Origin of the sequence: Streptomyces sp. NPDC086989, assembly GCF_044745505.1 — a bacterium.
Taxonomy (GTDB): Bacteria; Actinomycetota; Actinomycetes; order Streptomycetales; family Streptomycetaceae; genus Streptomyces.
In genome coordinates, this window is sequence record NZ_JBIVAL010000028.1 from 15,859 (window position 1) to 30,597 (window position 14,739).

Genomic DNA, 14,739 nt, shown 5'->3' on the forward strand with positions numbered 1-14,739 from the left:
CACGTCAGCACACGGCCGACGTCCTGCCGCACCCCAGGCAACCCCACAGGTCGCCCTCGACGAGATGCCCGGTGAGCCGGGCGAGGACCGGGTGGCACCGGCGGTATGCGCACTCGCCGGCCGGGGAGCGACGCTGGTGATGGAGTTTCGCCGAGGTGCCCCTGCCGGACTGGCGGGGGAACCTCGTGCGGTCAGGTGCTGTGCAGAGCACCTGGGGCACCTGCCCTCGTCCGCGCACTCCTGTCGGCACGGCGTGATCTTGAGCGTAGGGGGTGGCCGCCGGCGAACGGTCTCAACGTCGGAATCGTCGCGACTGCTGTCGGGCCCGGGTCACCCGAGCCTTGGCGCCTCGCCGGTCGGGCTCCATGTGTCCGCGCTCGTTTCCCGAGCCGCGCGTGAGGCGTCCGTGGCCGGCATTGGGGTCGTCATCTACAGGCCAAGGCTCAAAAGGATCGTGACCGTCGGCGGGAGCGGCGCGACCCACCCCGCCCATCGGCGTGCCCTGGTCAGGGTGGGGTGTCGCAGGGGCAGCCGGGATGCCACCACGAGCAAAGGGGTAGCCGTCCAGGACGCCAACCAGCAGATCATGAGGACGGCCACGGTCTGAGGGTGAACCTCCTGGGCCATCCCGGCCAGACACCCGAAGAGGAAGGCGACCGGAATCAAGGCCACTGTTGCAGCCGTGACCCATATCGACACCATGCCGATGGCACGGGTCTCGGCGGCGCGGTCGGCAGGCAGAACGGACGTTGTCTCGTGCATGGGTACAGCCAAGCGGCTCCGGCACGGGTTCGCCTGGGCACACGTACTCAGCTCCTCGTCGGCCCCGTACTCATCTCAGAGCCCGGAGTCCCCGCCGGTGCAGGCGATGAACTCCGCCCCCAGCAACGGGCCCATGCCAGGCACGCTGAGGATCACCTCGGCACCCCGGTGCTCTCGGAGAGCGTGCCGCGATCCTTGCATCCACTGCGGCGATCTCTTCGTCCAAAGCCAGGACGGACCGGGCCAGGGTGTTCACCACGGCGGCGGCCGTGCTCTCCCCGGACACGGCGGTGTGCTGGGTCTGCGCCGCGGCGACGACTGCCTCGGCCATGGCCTGGGCGCCTCGGACTTTGCGGTGCTTCAGCCAGGTCGCGAGCTGGCTCGGGCGAGCCGGCGCAGGCCGGCCGGGGTTTGGTAGCGAGGGCATCCGCGGACCAGGCGGTGGGCGGCGGCGGTGCACCGTGCGGGAGCCCGAGCCGGGGAACTCCTCGCCCAGGATCTGTCAGACCTGCCGGTGATCCGCGCGGGGCGACGGGCCGAGCGCGGCCGGGTCCACCCCCACGGCACCCGCACCGGGTCCTCGGCTGCAGGTAGCGGGTGCCGCAGAGCCTGCGCCGTACGGCCTGCCTTCGGAGAACGCCCGGGCCACGTCCCGTAGCCGGTCCGCGATCGCCTTAGCGTCGGCTGGCAGGTCCGGGCGGCAGCGACGGGAACGACTGGAGGCTGACCCGGGAAAAGGTCATTCGTGGAACCCGTGAGACCGTCCTGCGGCGCGGGCGAGGAGGTCTCGTCCGGCCGCATCGCCGCCCGAGCCGCACGGACGTTCTGCCAGGATCCGCCACTCCTTCAACGAGATCGTGCTCTCTGGCACCGGGTCCAAGCGACCCCCACTGCTTGCAGGCGTCGGCAGTGAGGTCGAACGGCGCGCCTATCTTCTCCCCCGAAGTGCGGGCGGCACGCTCTTCGAGAGCGCACAACCGCACCAAGACCTCCGCACAGCGCTCGACGCCCGCGGCCGCCAGGGCGAGGACGCCCGGCAAGGCGTCTCGGCGCAAGGACCTCGCGCACGTCGTGCAGGTGGGTTCGGACTGAGCCTGCGTGTCCCGCCAGCGGCCGCGTGCAGCACCGTCGTCAGTCGCGAAGCGGACACCCTCCCATGGCTGCCTGGGAGCGGCGGTCGTCAGTGCCTCGGCGATGTGGCGGGACTGCTCCGACGCAGAGGTTTCGTACGGCCGACCGCGCGGAGGCGGCCCGTGTGATCGTGACGACCGAGGATGAGCAGACCTGGGCGCGCGAGGGTTCCCGCGATAGCGCCGATGATCGCCTCGGTGGTGCCCCGGCGCCACTGGTGAAGTAGGGGTGCCGTTAACGAGTGGCGAACCAGGTGACAAGTAGCCTGCCGGACGGCGTCAGCACTGGTCGCCGCTTCCCAGCCTTCAAGATCGCCAGTGTTCGGCGGAGGGTCCCAAACGAACACGGGCAGGAGGTCGGGAAGGACGGTCGGATCCTGCCCGGGAAGTCTCCCTGAATAGGATGTCGGCCAACGCGGCCTCCCACGAGGTGAGGCCGCCTCCTGGAAGAAGCAGTCATGGACGACATCGTCGCCCGCATCCGATCCAAACTGGCCGCTGCCTGTGCGGAGCCCGTTCCTCGCCCGCAGACTTTTGTGCGGGCACTCGGTGGTCAACGCTTGGGCGCCCCCCTCGGCGAAGAACGAGTGGTCGCCTACGAGACAGCACACGGCGCCCGTCTTCCCCGTGGCTATCGCACGTTCCTGCGCCAGATCGGCAACGGAGGCATCGGACCCGACTACGGGCTGCTCCCTCTGACACGTTGGTCCGCCCACGACATCCCTGACCCCAGTCAGCAACTCGGGCACGACTTCGCGCTGGAGCCGACCGACTTCGTCGCCGCCGAGTGGGCCCGGCTCCGCGACGCGCAGAAAAGCCCGTACGCCGGCACCCACACCGTCGTCCATCGCGGTTGCCTGGAGATGACACTGCTGGTCATCTCGGGACCCGCCAGAGGCCGACTCCTCGATGCCAACCTCGGAGACCTTGCCATACCTCCGGTCTTCCATCCCCAGCCCGACTTCCTCACCTGGTACGAGCACTGGCTCGACACACTGCCGGGAGGCCGGCTCATCCCCGACTTCCGCGGCCAGCGACACGGAAGTCCCGACGAGCTCATCGACATCCTGGCCACCTCGGACTCCCTTGAAGAGCGCCGAGCCGCCACCTACACGCTGGGCGGGCGTCAACCCCTCACCGATCGCGCTCGGGACGTATTGGTCCAGGCGCTGGCCGACGACCCCGACCGGGGAGTGAGGATGGACGCGGCACGGACCCTGGCCGAGCTCGACAGCGAGGCTGCGCCGGTCCTCGCATCGGCGCTCAAGGATCCGGACCACTGGGTTCGACGTCGAGCCCTGGTGCACCTGCTCCAGGTCAGCAACGACGAAACAACCTACGGCGCTGCAGCCCGCGAGCTTCTGCAGGACGAGAACCCGAACGTTCGGATGGCCGCAACAAGCCTGCTCCACCGTGCTGGATGGACATCTTGCGAGCACCGGTGATCCCGGACCGAAGACGCGTCACGCCTATAGTTACTAGCGGCTCACATGTCACTTGGGTCGCTACTCGTTAACGGCACCCCAAGTAGCGGTATTGCGTACCTGCGCAATTCCTCCTACTTGTGGTCGAGCACAGCTTGCGCTGCCTGCAGCGAGAGCGCGGAGGGCGTCGGTGCTCCTCGCGGGGCTACGGCGCCGTCAAGTCGCCGCGGCCAGGACCTAGGGTTCGGGAGACCGGCCCCCCGGTACGTTCACGCGCGGCCACTCGACGGCCTTCAGCGCCCCGGTCCGGTAGCGGCCGCGCACAATCGAGCGTCACAAGCCTGCGAGGGCGAGGAGCTGGTGCATCGATGTGGTTGGCAGGCTCGGGTTTGCGGCTGCAGTGGCCGCGACGGATTCCGACGGATCAGCCAGCAGCCGCGTCAGGTCCTCGGCCGGAAGGCGGGGATGGGCCGCGATGGTGCGGCGCACCATGGGGTCGGGGTCAGCCGCTAGCCGGCGCGTGAGTTCCACGGGCAGGTCGGGGTCCCGCGGGGCCAGCTGCCTCATTTTGGGGTCGGGGTCTGTGGCCAGGCGCCGCAGTACATCTGCCGGAAGAGGGAAGTCGTCGGCCGGACGCCAGCGGACCCTCTTGTCCGGGCGGTAGGTTCGGTCGATGCGCTCGGCGGTGTCGGGATCGATCTGGTCTCGGGCGTGGAGAGCCATCGTGGTGCGGACGCTGCTTTCCCCGTCGTCGAGCAGTCGGGCGACGAGCGTCGGCGGGAGGCGGTCGGACATCGCCGCCGAGGCGCGGAAACAGACGTACGGCGAGTCCACGTACGGGAGGGGATCGGCCGTCACCCACGGCAGGCGCAGTGCCCGGAGCTCCGCGCGGGCTATCTCGCCCATGAATTCCCGTTCGAGCGCGTCGTCGTCCAGGGCTTGGAGGTTCGCGAGCCAGTCCTGCGGGGGCACGTCAGACAGGATCTGCGCATGGATCGCGGCGCGAGTGGGCTCTGGGGTGTCCTGCCGAGCGAACACCCGGAGCGCGACGCGCGGGTTGGGATCGTGAGCGAGCTTGTCGCGGGTTGCCGGTGGAAGGTTGGGGTGTTCCGCGAGCTCCTCGCGGACCTCGTCGTTCCGATCAACGGCCAGTCGGCGGGCGGTGGCGGTGTCCAGCGTGCAGTGGCGCACCGCCCCGGCGCGCGTGACCGGGTCGGCCAGTAGGGCCGGAATAAGGTCTGCTGGCGGAACGGGGTGGGGAAGCCGGCGAAAGTAGGTCGCGCAGGCCCCTGCTCGTACTGAGTCGTCGGGGTCTGTCAGCAGCAGTCGGCGCACCGGTTCCGGGGCCGTCGTCCACCATTGGGCAAGCGTCGCCCGGACCTTCGGGTCCGGGTCCGCCGCCAGCCGGGCACGCAAGTCTGGCGGCACGTGATCGCTCTCCGCCAAGTGCTCGCGGACCTGCGGGTCGCCGTCGTCGAGCAGCAGCTCGAACAGCTCTCGCGGAGCATTGCCCCCCGCAGCAACGGCTACAGCCTTACGAATCGCGGGATCCGGGTGCTCCGCGAGAATCATCCGGATTGCTCGTGGGAGGCTGCGGTTCAGGGCGAGAGAGTGTGTGAGCCACAGATCGTCTGTGGCAATGATCTCGGCGATCATGTCATCGCTCAGGTCTGGTCGCTTGGCCACCCTGCCAAGGCCCTTGCGGTATCCGAGGAGCCGCTGGAGGAGCTCCGACGGTAGTGCAGGGTTTTCCGCCAGCCCGTCCACCACCTTGTCGAGATGCACCGGCGGCGGTATGGCGTCCGACACGGCAAGCGGCCCTTCTGCCTCGACGATCCGACCACCGAGTCTCTCACGCGCATTCGTTGGGGACCTGGCGGTCGTGACAGGTACCTCCTTCTTTCCCCGATCGCGGCGGTGTGTGACACGGCGAGACCATCTCCAGGAGCCTTCAGTTCGCCCGCCTCGGCTCGCAGTATCAAGCCGGGGCAGGGGTACCACGTGAGCAGTGAACAGACCGCAGCCCGGCAGCGTTCTACGGCGCCGCCAAATAGTGGGACCAGCTTTCGCTGACGAGCTGGGCCCAGCGGTGGGCGGTGTGCCGCGAAGAAATCGTGTCGGGCTTCAAAAAACGGGCCTGCTGCTGCCGGGCCCAGCCTTCCCGCAGGGCTCAGAGCGCGATCGGTCGGTACTTCAGAGCCTCGTCGACAATCTGCTCCGCAGACGCGCCCCGAAGGTTGTTTGAGGGGTGGAAGACCAGGCCGCTCACCCGGGGGTGCGACACGTTCGCCTCCAGGAGCCGCGCGTAGTGGTCGCTCTCCGGATAGGCCAGCAGGAGTCTGCGAACGATCTCAACGAGCTCGTCCCGGGTGATGTCCGCAACCACGGGACGAGCTGGCCGCGCCGCCTCCTGCGCGAACTTCTCCAGGCTCCGGTTTCCGCCGTACTCACCGAAGTCAAGGGCCCCGCAGTCGTGACCGGTCATCGCGTTGAAGGTCGTGATTGCCTCACCTGCGGCCTCCCGGCGGGTTTCCAGCAGGTCAGCGATACGCTCCACCTCGGCGCACAGCTCGTCCAGCCGCTGCCGACTCACGAGCGGCGGCAACAACTCCGGTCTCAGGTCCACAGTCGCACTATGTCCGTCCGTGCCGACACGCCCGGGGCCAAGCCCTCTGGGCGCTGCCAGTTCTCATCGACATTCCCGGGCGCCTCGATCAAGAACCGCTGCCGGGCCCCGTCGACATTCGCTCTCCGTTCTCACCTACCAAGCCAATCGTCGAATAGGCAAAGGATCGGTCGGCACCAGCGACGTCTGCACTGAGATCCAGCGGTGGCTGGTGTGATCACGGCGTCGGAGCCGTCTTGGATAGCCCCGTTCGCCGGGCTGGTCCCGCGCCAGTTCGGCCAGCTGGTGACCGTTCTGCGGCGCGAGGGCGCGGATGCGGGGGCCCCTATGTCTTTTGTCAGGGAAACGCGGGTGCGTCGGGTCGGTGAGCCGGGGCAGCATGGCGGGGTGGCTGATCTGCTGTGGGATGACGTGAAGTGCTTCTTCGACCCGGACTTGATGGGGTCGTTGCCGGACGTGCGTGTCCCGGATGCCTCGGTGGAGGACTGGCAGGTGGTCCTCGATCTGGTCGTGGAGAAGGGCTGGAAGTCCCAGTACTCCGAGGAAGGGACGGTGCTTCCGGTGCCCCGGGCAGACGCCGTGCTGTCTCGTCCGGCGGATGCCGAGTGCCCGGTCCTGCGGGTCTGGCTGGCTGCCGATGTGTTGGCGATCTTCCGTTTTCATGCCAACGATGAAGTCGACTTTGACGTCGACCTGCGGGAGTTGCAGGGCCAGGAGCGACTCGATATGTTCTGCGGCCTCCTTCGGGAGATCGGGCGGCGGCTGGGCAAGCCGGTGCTGATGGACCCGGAAGGCGGCTCCGGCCATCCGGTGCTCGGCTTCGACGTCGAGGCCGATCGAGTTGTTCTCCTCGCAGACCCGCAGGTCAGGTGACTGCGGCCGACGGCTGCGGTTCGTAGAAGGTTCCGTCGTGGAGCATCGCGAAGAGGACGTCGGCCCGGCGTCTGGCGAGGCAGAGCAGGGCCTGGGTGTGGTGCTTGCCCTGGGCGATTTTTTGTCGTAGTAGGCCCGCGAGGCCGGGTCGGTCAGGGCGGCGAACGCGGAGAGGAAGAAGGCCCGTTTGAGCTGCTTGTTTCCCCGTCTGGAGGGCTGTTCGCCGGGGATCAATGAGCCCGAGCACCGGGTGGCCGGGGCGGGCCCGGCGTAGCCGGCGGGGTGGCCAACGGTCGGAAAGGTGCTGCCGTCACCGACCTCGATCAGGATCCGGGCTCCGGTCCTGACGCCGACTCCTGGCATGACGTCAGGACCTTGGAATGAGGTTGAGCCGCCAGGAGTTCCTCGATCCGCCCGGCCAGAAGCTTGCGCTGGTCAAGGATCAGCCAGCGAGGCGGCCAGGCTCGGGACGATCAGCGCGGCCGCCTCGGTCCCCGGAACCGTCACGGGCTGCTCGTCCAGAGCATCGAATATGGCCTCGACCAGCCGCTCGACCGGCCGCTCGACCAGCCGCTCGGCCATCCGCGGCGCCTTCGGCGCAGCAGCGTGACCAGCCGCCGACCGGCTTTGCGGATCTGGGACGGTGACCCGAACCGTTCCAGCAGGGCGAGGACGGCCGGGTGATGCAACCGTGCGGCCCCAGGACCCGTTCCAGCGACGGATGGATCTGGGTCAGCGGCCGTGCAGCCGGTTCGCAACCCGAGTGGCCTCGCCGGCCGGGTCGTAATCGAACCCGACGATCATCTCCAGCTCAGCGATCGTCTCGTCTTCGCCGTCGATCGCCCGCACCGTGTGCGGCATCGCGCGGGCCGCGTCCGCGATGATGGACACGTCCTTCGCGTCGGTCTTGGCATCGCCCGGGTAGAGGTCGGCGATCCGCCGCATCGTCAGTCCGGGCAGGTAGGCAACCGGGCAGCCCATGTCCCGCGCGACCGCCAGCGGGAGGGCTCCGATCGAGGCCGGCTGGTCGACCACGACCAGCACGGTTCCGTGCTTGGTCTGAGGTGGCTGGAGCGCAGAGCGTGGCAAACGAACTCGGCGTGCCGGTGCAGGCGCCCACCAACAAGGTGGGTGTCAGCAGGGACCTGGACCCGGCCAGGAACCTGAGATTTTCGGTGGAGGGTACCGGCGTACGTTCCTCCTGATGGCCAAGTGAGACGAAAGGTAGGAAGTGATATGAAGATCCTCGGCCTGTGTGAAGAACTCTGGTCGGCGCAATCCGGGGCTGCGAAGACGAATTTGCGAGACCTCGCGCGAGAGGCTGGCGAAGATGACGAGGCGGCCCTCATTGGATACCTCGACGGCGGCTACGAAATCCTGTCCTTCATGGGGTCGGTGAACGACCTGCTCGGATCTGACGAAAGAATCCTCGGTGGCGACAACATTCTCACTGATGGAGAATGGATGTGGCGGGGGGACCTTTGGTTCTACGTGGACACCTACCACGTCTCGCTGCCCGATGAGTTCCTTCAGAAAGTTCGATCGCGAAACTACGTAATGCCGGAGGTCAGTCGAGAGGATCGCCTTGCCGTCTACGAGGAAGTCCGGCACATTTTGTAGGGAGGGAAGGCCGTGAGCGCCTGGCCAGACGCGCCAGACGAACGCGCCAGACGAACCCTCCGCGCGCGCAGCGTGGGCGAGAGCTGGCAGTGTGGGGCAAACCCCCGTTCGATGCCGAAGCCGAAGCCGAAGCCGAAGCCGAGCTGATGCTGAGCATGTGGTGCGCTCGATGCTGATCATGTGGTGCGCTCGGCTACGGCGTCGTGGACGGTGTCGCCGCATCCGACCGCTCGATCGCCACGATGCGGCCGTAGATCCGGTTAGCGCGCCGGACCAAGGACTCGTGGTCGGGGTTCCGGTTCGCGGGCTATTCGGTCGCCGTAGTGCGCGCACCGGTCGCTGACGATGGCTTGAGCGGTGGCGACCCCGATGTCGTCGGGGACGAAGCCGATCTCGCCGACGACGCGGATCGCCGCCATCAGCGAGCCCCGCACGGATCCGTCGATCTGGTTGCGGATCCCGGCGGGCAGCCCCTGCCACCATTCGATTCGAGCCTACTTACTCATCACTGACTCACTCGACCCGTATGGCCCGCTTGCCGCAGAGCCCCGCGCCTCACGGCACGTGGGCGGACGCACTGGCACTCAAGATCGCACGGGCCGCGCGGTGCGGATCACGTCTGCCGACCCCGATCGTCACCGACACCGAGAACGAGGACCGCTACGGCGCCACTGCGGCCCAGTGGCCTAACCCCCGGGCCCTGACCGATGATGCGGCGGACAACATTGCGGGCGTCAAGGACGTTCAGCCAAAGTGGAGTTCGTCCTGCTGGCCGGCGGAAGAAGTCCCCTGTTGCCGAGATTGGGCTGGGCGGTGCCGACGGCGCGGCGTGAGCCGCCTACCTTCCCGCTGCCCTGGAAGAGGTCCGTACTGCCATCGACGGCGGAATGGATATCACAGGCGTCCACTTCTGGACCCGTGTGGACAACTATGAATGGCTTGAAGGATCCGGTGTCCCGTTCGGCCTCTTCGACCGGAACCGTGTACCGCGGAAGAGCGCCCACGTCGTCCAATCCTTCAAGCGCAGCCGACGCCTGAAGAAATCGCGCGCCCCAACGCTGCCGCATGATCTGCGGTCCACGGCCCAGCAGGACGAAAGAATCGCTTCCCCCGTGTCGTACGGCGCTGCACCCGGGCCGCAAAGTTCCGCGGCCCGCTGGTACGGTACGGGGCGCGGCCGCTACAGAGCGTTCGGGTGGAGCTCACGGATGCACCGCACCGAGTTGACGCCACGGCCTCGGCACGGAACCGCTCCTCGTCTCCGCGTGGCTGGCGCCCCGGCCGATACCAACCCCTCACCATTGCTGGAGTTTCAGTATGTCGTCTCACCGCACCGGTCTCGTACTCGATTTCGGCGGGGTGCTCACCACGCCGCTTCTGCCTGCGGTGCTCGCGTTCGAACAGCGGGAAGGGCTGGCGCAGGGCGCCTGCATCAACGCGCTGTACATGGCCGCGGATGGCGTCCGGCTCACCCACGAACTGGAGCGCGGCCAGATCACTCAGGCCGAGTGGAACGCCGCCGCCGCCCCCAAGCTCGGTGTCTCTCCGGACAACCTGATGGGGCGGATATTTGCCGACCTGCGGCCCGAGCAGGCCCTGATCGCCGCGGCCGCTGCCGCCAAGCGTGCTGGCATCAAGGTCGGCATCCTGTCGAACAGCGTGGGCCTCGCTCCCTGGAATCTGTACGACGGGTACGACCTCGACGCCCTCTACCACGGTGTAGTCATCTCCGAGCTCGTCGGGATGCGCAAGCCCGAACCGGGCATCTTCGAGGCCATGCTGAAGCTCCTGGGGCTGGCCGCTGAGGAATGCGTCTTCGTCGATGACACCGAGGAGTACGTTCAGGCGGCGGAGGCGCTCGGTTTCGCGGGAGTCCGCGCAACGCAGCCCGAGCAGACGATTTCCCGCCTCGAGGCCCTTCTGGGCGTATCCCTGACCGACCCCCACTGACCGGACCGACTCCGCCAATCCGGCTCCCGGTAGCCCGCTTGGCATGACCGGAGGCGAGCGGGTACAGGGGGAGTGGCCGGCGCTCCAGGCACCGAAGCACAGCGATGGGAATCCCGGGAAGGAGCGGAAACAGCTCTTTCCCGGGATTCCCATCGCTGTTGTGCGGGGGGAGACGCCGGGTGTCGCTACTCGCCCTGCACCTCGGGCAGCTTGCGCTTCAACTCGGCCACGACGGCGTTGACCTTGGCCATCACCTCGGGTGACAGACCAGTGTCGTAGCGCCGGGCGGCGAGGCCGATGATGTGCCTTTCACGGATCGATCCCAGAAATCGGAGGCCTCGAACCACTCACGAGCCGCGGGGCTCGTCTCCGTGTCGTCGAGAAAGACGTCAGCGTCGACCTGGAGAGCGTGGGCCAGCCCCGCCCGCACCGCCGACGAGACATCGGTGATGACCCCTGCACGATCAGATGCCCTCGAATCGGCAGGACAGCGGCGACGGGCCGGCTGCGTCGCAGATGTCCGGGCCCTCCCTTAGGTGATCATTTGACTCCGAAGAAGGTGAGGCGGTTGGTGAAGTCCACGTCTGTACAGCGGCTTTGCGTGTTAATCGCGGTCTTGGCGACGGCGGCCGCAGGCTGCACTCAGTCGCCGGCGCCATCGCCGGACCGCCTGGATGGCGCTGCCCCGGCATCCACTGGCACACCCGGCAAGCCCCCTCGTGCCGCGCACGATCCGGCGGGGCGTTTCGATGCCGGTGCGGGGGTGCCGATGCCGAAGGAAGCGGGGTCGGGCCGGCTGAGATGGCCGGGGGAGGAATGCCGGTGGCTCTCCACAAGGAGGCGGCGTATGTGGCCCTGCCCGATCGTGTCCTGGCGGTCGACACGGCCAGCGGCGCGGTCACGACCGCTGCGAGATCCGAGGCCGAGCCGCTGGTCAAACTGACCCCGAACCTTGAGAACAACCTCCCGGCTCCGTTCGTCACCGAAGCTGTTTCACCTTTGGTCCTCACCACGTTCTTCGTTCACCAGCCAGGTGCCGGAACGCAGGCCCCGCGTGCCTTCATGGAGTTCACGGCGATTCCCACGGCCAAGGGCGCTGCCCTGTGGCGGCTGCCACTGGAACTTCCGCAGTGGGCGAAGGAAAGCCAGTCCCCGGTCACCGCCACGGTCGTCGGGGCGTCCGGTAAGGTCGCCGTCCTCACGCTCTCCACGACCCGGCCGATGTCTTCATCCGGTGCCACCACGTATGCCGTCGATCTCGACAGCCATCGGGTGCTGTGGACCAAGGACCTGTTCCGGGCGGCGTCGGTCACGGGCGGCATCGTGACAGGCGAAAAGTGGGACAAGAACGACAGCGACTACTCGGCTGCTGCTGGATACGACCTGGCCACCGCCACCGAGAAATGGCGCGCCGAGGACCGCACCAACCTCGACGTGATGCCGGCCGGGCCCCACCTCATCCTGGCCACGGCAGTGGACAAGTCCGACTTCCGGATCCACTACCGCCAGCTCCTCGACCCCGCCACCGGCCAGGTGAAGCGGGATCTGCCGGATGACCTCCCCGGCAGCGACTGAGACCAACGGCTAACCACAGCCCAGTGCGGGCGCCGAGTGAAGCCCTTGCCAGGGCGCCAAAAACCTTGCTTCTCCGTGCGCCGCTGCGCAGCAAGGTGACTTGCCGCGGCGTTGTTCGGGGCTGGAGCAGCCGGGGCCCGGCACAGAGGGAAGCGGACTGTGGCGGGTTGTCGGTGGCGTCCTGGATCATGTCGGGGTGACTCATCGAACGCAGGACATCAATCCCGTCGGACCCGACACCGGGATTGCCTGGCTCGCGGCGCCCCGCTGGATTCCTTTCGGGGGATACAACGTGGTGATGGCCCGTGGGCTGACCCCGGACGAGCTGGTAGAGCGGCTCGCGGCGGCGGCCTTTTGGGGGGTGCCCGCCGTTGTCCACCGGGCGTCTGGCGGGCACACGGCCGAGGAGGTCGGAAACCCTGACCTCTTCGATGTCGACTCAGACGTGCAACTGCGCTACGGCGAGTACGCAGGCCTGTCGTTTGCGGTCATGTACGGCGCGTGGTGGGGCGAGTTCAACGAGCTGGGACGGGTCTCGGCAGGCGGCGCGCACGTCTTCCAGGTGATGTTCGAAGAGGACAATGGCAAGCCGGTGCCGCCGTTCTTCGAGTACCTCCGTGATGGGCATCTCGCCTGCTCGTTCAATCTGCATCTGGACGGGTCGTGGGGATATGGCGGTATCGACGGGGACCCGACGGTGGCCGCGGAAGTGACAGCGGCCATGGCAGAGGCAGGACTGCCGGTTGCCGGCCGGGAAGGCTACACAGGCGATGAAGACGAAGAGCAGATGCGCTTCACACTGCTGGGGATCCTGGGCCGTCTTTTCGATCTTTCCCTGCCCCGCGAGCAGATCCTTCGGGGTTCCCTCGCCACAGCCACGCTGACGACCTGACGACCTGACGACCTGACGACCTGACGACCTGACGCCATGGCCCACGGAGCCCGGCCCTTGACCGGCCCGAGGTTGAGGCGTCCTGTACTTCGCCACTGCCCTGCGCGTCGTGGTCGTGACTGCGGGGGAGCTTGCCGGGGTGCGGGGCCGGTTACAGGAGTTCGCGTCTGAGGTGTTCGCGCCGCTGGTTCGGCGGGACCAGCGTGAGAAGGGCGCCTTGTATCTGCGAGGACTGCTGCTGGAGGGCTGGCGGAAGACGATGCAGCCGATGCCGAACGGCTCGGTGTCGCTCACCAGCAGCTGCAGCAGTTCAAGACGTCCTAGACCTGGCCGGTCGAGGACGTCCGGGCCCGGCTGGCATGGCGGGCCGTGCGGGTGGTGCCTCCGCAGGTGTGGGTGGTACACGACACTGGCTTCCCCAAGGGCGGCAGGATTCACCCGGTGTGGCCCGGCAGTAGTCGGGCACTCTTGGCAAGGTCGGCAACTGCCAGATCAGCGTCGGTGTCCATGCCGTCTCCGACACCGTCGTGGCCCGAACGCCGCAGCCACGACTGTGTGCGCCCGGCCATGTGGGCGGATGAGACAGGTCGTCATGAGGGTGCGGTCGTCGCGGTTTGGCCCGGTGGCTGTGAGGCGCCCTCCGGTGGGGGCTTTGAGCGGGAGTATCGTTTGGTGGGACAGTGAGGCACGGCCTCCGAACGCGCTATGGCGCGGAAAGGCGCGTGCGGATGCGGCTGGCACGCGGACACACCACGCACCCGGCGGTGTGGGGCGACGTCACGGCGACTGTGGGCGACGAAGCCAGGACCGGTCGGTTCGTGGATTGGGAATACCACGTCACCACCATCGAGGGCCTGATCCCTCGCGACGTCGAGCAGTTGCTCACCGCCCTCCAGCACCGGATCACCGAACTGTCCAAGACGAGCCCGGTGACCGCACTGCGCGCGCCGTCGCCCGACTCCAGGACACCACCCCGGCGCTAGCCCTTGGCACGGTCCGTACAGCCCGGGTAGCGAAGGTCTCCTGGGAGACGATCGGCACCGCGCTGGGCTGCACTCGCCAGTCAGCCCCCGGCCCGGGGGAGTGGGCGGGGGCTGAACCGTGGAAGGGACGTTCGTTCGCGCTCAGTGGCGGAAGGCGTCCTTGGTCTTCTCCTTGGCCTGGCGTGCATCGCCCTTGGCCTGGTCCGCGTGGCCTTCGGCGGTCATCCGGTCGTTGCCGGTCATGCGCCCGAGGGCTTCCTTCGTCTTGCCCTTGGCCTGCTCGGTTGCGGCCTTGGTCTTCTCGGTGCCCGACATGGGGACCTCCTCGTGTAGTACCGGATCGGTCGTGACCGCTCTCCTGCTCACATAGCCCGCCGGTAAACGGGGGAGGTTCTTGAATCCGCTCACCCGCTCACCCGCTCACCCGCTTGCCCGTCCGGCCGTCGGGAGTGGGCTGTCGCGCGCCGTGTCGCATGCGGCCGCGGTACTGCCACCGTTCAATGGGGCGGCCAGGTCTGACCGGCTCACCGGTCATTGCCTCTCCGGGGTGGTAGCGCGTTGGGAGGCCACTGCGCGAATCAGCGATCCGCCTCCACATGGCGATCATGCCTGGGGGCCCGGAGGGCACGGCAAGGGCTGCCCCATGGCACGGTCTGGCGGGCCGTGTCGTCTGGCCGCCGTTTGTACGGCAGTGCCGACCGCTGTTGCTGCCCGGGTCGAGATGGTCAGGTGTGGAGGTGGTTGTCGGTGCCGTCGTGGTGGCCGGCGTCGGTGTCGTCGAACCGGTAGTCGTCGGCGGGGAGGTAGCGGAAGGCGTGGGTCTGGTTGGTGGGGAGGGAGATGCTGACGGTGCGTATTCCGTCGCCGTGATTGAAGTCTCCGACGACGCTCACGATTCCGGGCG

Annotated in this window: 13 protein-coding genes and 3 pseudogenes; 9 read left to right on the forward strand and 7 right to left on the reverse strand. The window is 67.9% G+C overall.

All coding sequences use genetic code 11. From position 1 onward, the window contains the following. The first annotated feature begins 2,350 nt into the window (after nucleotides 1-2,350). Complete coding sequence (locus tag ACIPK4_RS37465) at nucleotides 2,351-3,337, forward strand: HEAT repeat domain-containing protein (protein WP_402321741.1); 987 nt, start codon at nucleotides 2,351-2,353, stop codon at nucleotides 3,335-3,337. Nucleotides 3,338-3,649: 312 nt separating this feature from the next. Here the strand turns inward: ACIPK4_RS37465 and ACIPK4_RS37470 are convergent, their stop codons facing one another. Further along, on the reverse strand, nucleotides 3,650-5,101 hold the full coding sequence (locus ACIPK4_RS37470) for a hypothetical protein (protein WP_402321744.1): 1,452 nt from the start codon (nucleotides 5,099-5,101) through the stop codon (nucleotides 3,650-3,652). A 385-nt stretch (nucleotides 5,102-5,486) separates the two neighbouring features. Next, the gene (locus tag ACIPK4_RS37475; protein ID WP_402321747.1) at nucleotides 5,487-5,942 is read right to left on the reverse strand and encodes a hypothetical protein; all 456 of its coding nucleotides are present in this window, start codon (nucleotides 5,940-5,942) and stop codon (nucleotides 5,487-5,489) included. Nucleotides 5,943-6,146: 204 nt separating this feature from the next. On the opposite strand from ACIPK4_RS37475, the pseudogene ACIPK4_RS37480 reads away from it, so the two are divergent. Then, nucleotides 6,147-6,293 (forward strand): annotated as a pseudogene (locus ACIPK4_RS37480) (IS5/IS1182 family transposase); the annotation flags it as partial. A 36-nt stretch (nucleotides 6,294-6,329) separates the two neighbouring features. Continuing rightward, the gene (locus tag ACIPK4_RS37485) at nucleotides 6,330-6,815 is read left to right on the forward strand and encodes a hypothetical protein (protein ID WP_402321808.1); all 486 of its coding nucleotides are present in this window, start codon (nucleotides 6,330-6,332) and stop codon (nucleotides 6,813-6,815) included. Here ACIPK4_RS37485 and ACIPK4_RS37490 read toward each other — a convergent pair. After that, nucleotides 6,808-7,871, reverse strand: a pseudogene (locus tag ACIPK4_RS37490) (IS110 family transposase); the annotation flags it as partial. The gene ACIPK4_RS37485 and the pseudogene ACIPK4_RS37490 sit on opposite strands and share 8 nt — an antisense overlap. Nucleotides 7,872-8,051: 180 nt before the next feature. Between ACIPK4_RS37490 and ACIPK4_RS37495 the strand changes: the two are divergent. Continuing rightward, entirely contained in the window at nucleotides 8,052-8,435 is a 384-nt protein-coding gene (locus tag ACIPK4_RS37495) for a hypothetical protein (protein ID WP_402321749.1), read from the forward strand. Nucleotides 8,436-8,695: 260 nt separating this feature from the next. Here ACIPK4_RS37495 and ACIPK4_RS37500 read toward each other — a convergent pair whose 3' ends face one another. Next, the gene (locus ACIPK4_RS37500; RefSeq protein WP_402321752.1) at nucleotides 8,696-8,869 is read right to left on the reverse strand and encodes a hypothetical protein; all 174 of its coding nucleotides are present in this window, start codon (nucleotides 8,867-8,869) and stop codon (nucleotides 8,696-8,698) included. Nucleotides 8,870-9,286: 417 nt separating this feature from the next. Here ACIPK4_RS37500 and ACIPK4_RS37505 point away from each other — a divergent pair. Together ACIPK4_RS37505 and ACIPK4_RS37510 are read left to right on the forward strand one after the other, a co-directional pair. Beyond that, nucleotides 9,287-9,442: pseudogene (locus tag ACIPK4_RS37505) on the forward strand (family 1 glycosylhydrolase); the annotation flags it as partial. Between the two features lie 310 nt (nucleotides 9,443-9,752). Beyond that, nucleotides 9,753-10,385, forward strand: coding sequence for an HAD-IA family hydrolase (locus ACIPK4_RS37510; RefSeq protein WP_402321754.1), 633 nt, complete (start codon nucleotides 9,753-9,755; stop codon nucleotides 10,383-10,385). Between the two features lie 185 nt (nucleotides 10,386-10,570). Here the strand turns inward: ACIPK4_RS37510 and ACIPK4_RS37515 are convergent, their stop codons facing one another. After that, nucleotides 10,571-10,732, reverse strand: coding sequence for a hypothetical protein (locus tag ACIPK4_RS37515; RefSeq protein ID WP_402321757.1), 162 nt, complete (start codon nucleotides 10,730-10,732; stop codon nucleotides 10,571-10,573). A 475-nt stretch (nucleotides 10,733-11,207) separates the two neighbouring features. Between ACIPK4_RS37515 and ACIPK4_RS37520 the strand changes: the two genes are divergently transcribed. The 3 genes from ACIPK4_RS37520 (at nucleotide 11,208) to ACIPK4_RS37530 (ending at nucleotide 13,835) form a co-directional block, all read left to right on the forward strand. Further along, a complete protein-coding gene (locus ACIPK4_RS37520) occupies nucleotides 11,208-11,960 on the forward strand; it encodes a hypothetical protein (protein WP_402321759.1) in 753 nt (250 codons plus the stop codon). Between the two features lie 196 nt (nucleotides 11,961-12,156). Further along, nucleotides 12,157-12,852 (forward strand): hypothetical protein, encoded by a 696-nt coding sequence (locus tag ACIPK4_RS37525; protein ID WP_402321762.1) that lies wholly within the window; start codon nucleotides 12,157-12,159, stop codon nucleotides 12,850-12,852. A gap of 728 nt (nucleotides 12,853-13,580) precedes the next feature. After that, nucleotides 13,581-13,835 carry a hypothetical protein gene (locus tag ACIPK4_RS37530; RefSeq protein WP_402321764.1) on the forward strand — a complete coding sequence of 85 codons (255 nt, stop codon included), beginning with the start codon at nucleotides 13,581-13,583 and terminating at the stop codon, nucleotides 13,833-13,835. Nucleotides 13,836-13,976: 141 nt separating this feature from the next. Here the strand turns inward: ACIPK4_RS37530 and ACIPK4_RS37535 are convergent, their stop codons facing one another. Both ACIPK4_RS37535 and ACIPK4_RS37540 read right to left on the reverse strand, forming a co-directional pair. After that, nucleotides 13,977-14,150 (reverse strand): CsbD family protein, encoded by a 174-nt coding sequence (locus ACIPK4_RS37535; RefSeq protein ID WP_402321767.1) that lies wholly within the window; start codon nucleotides 14,148-14,150, stop codon nucleotides 13,977-13,979. 410 nt (nucleotides 14,151-14,560) lie between these two features. Further along, nucleotides 14,561-14,728: a hypothetical protein gene (locus ACIPK4_RS37540; RefSeq protein WP_402321769.1), complete on the reverse strand. Its 168-nt coding sequence runs from the start codon at nucleotides 14,726-14,728 to the stop codon at nucleotides 14,561-14,563. Nucleotides 14,729-14,739: the final 11 nt, after the last annotated feature.

Excerpts from the sequence above, each read along its gene's own strand:
- ACIPK4_RS37510 (WP_402321754.1), top strand. The coding sequence starts at position 9,753 with ATGTCGTCTCACCGCACCGGTCTCGTACTCGATTTCGGCGGGGTGCTC.
- ACIPK4_RS37465 (WP_402321741.1), top strand. The coding sequence starts at position 2,351 with ATGGACGACATCGTCGCCCGCATCCGATCCAAACTGGCCGCTGCCTGT.
- ACIPK4_RS37495 (WP_402321749.1), top strand. The coding sequence starts at position 8,052 with ATGAAGATCCTCGGCCTGTGTGAAGAACTCTGGTCGGCGCAATCCGGG.
- ACIPK4_RS37535 (WP_402321767.1), bottom strand. The coding sequence starts at position 14,150 with ATGTCGGGCACCGAGAAGACCAAGGCCGCAACCGAGCAGGCCAAGGGC.
- ACIPK4_RS37530 (WP_402321764.1), top strand. The coding sequence starts at position 13,581 with ATGCGGCTGGCACGCGGACACACCACGCACCCGGCGGTGTGGGGCGAC.